At 40.6% G+C, this 678-nt stretch carries 1 protein-coding gene; it reads right to left on the bottom strand.

What is annotated here, in order from left to right:
- Positions 1–350 precede the first annotated feature (350 nt).
- Positions 351–678: hypothetical protein (locus tag GVO62_RS13130; protein ID WP_159119632.1), on the bottom strand; the 328-nt coding region annotated here is incomplete at its 5' end.

Here is a 678-nt window from a genome sequence, read left to right as displayed (position 1 = left end):
AAATGCCAGATGTTAAGGACATTGCTGGATAAAAGAGCGAGTTTAGAAAACTGGTGATGTTGAATGTTGGCGTTTCGGTGTTTATAAAAAGCGCGTTGCTAAAGCCGTTGAAACTACCGAAAAAGCAAGCTGTAAAGACAACCTAGCGAAACAACCTTGATGTAGGAATGTCACGGTTTAACCCACATTTTAATGCTGTAAGTAAATGACGCCTAACTTTTCAATAACGGGCGCAGACGCGTAGGGCATAATGGCGAAGCCGCCCTGCGTGTATGCGTCCCAGCGACCGAAGGGAGTGAGTTTATTGAGTTGTTATGTACGTGCATAAAACAACCTCGTTTCGTTTGGTGTTACGCATCGTTAATAGCGTAATTAATAATCCTATCTACTTTTTGTGAAGTCGTTGCTTCTGGTATTGTTTCAATAATTTCCTTGGCGATGAACACTTCCAGAAGGTAACTATATTTGACGCCACAAAAAATGGGGTTTAAACCAGACTCATCTTCTGCTGCAACAACAGCTTTAGTACTTGTATTTAATTCCTCATCGACTTTTACCCAGATCGTTGCTTCTTCATCAAGGTCGTCAATTTTTTCAATTACTTCTATTAGTTTCATTTTATGAGACAAAGTACATAACTTTTCAATAACGGGCGCAGACATGTGGGGCATAATGGCG

Origin of the sequence: Alteromonas sp. KUL150, from assembly GCF_009811475.1 — a bacterium.
Taxonomy (GTDB): domain Bacteria; phylum Pseudomonadota; class Gammaproteobacteria; order Enterobacterales; family Alteromonadaceae; genus Alteromonas; species Alteromonas gracilis.
The sequence above is the reverse complement of the archived record's forward strand: the minus strand, read 5'-3'. Positions and strand labels throughout refer to the sequence as shown.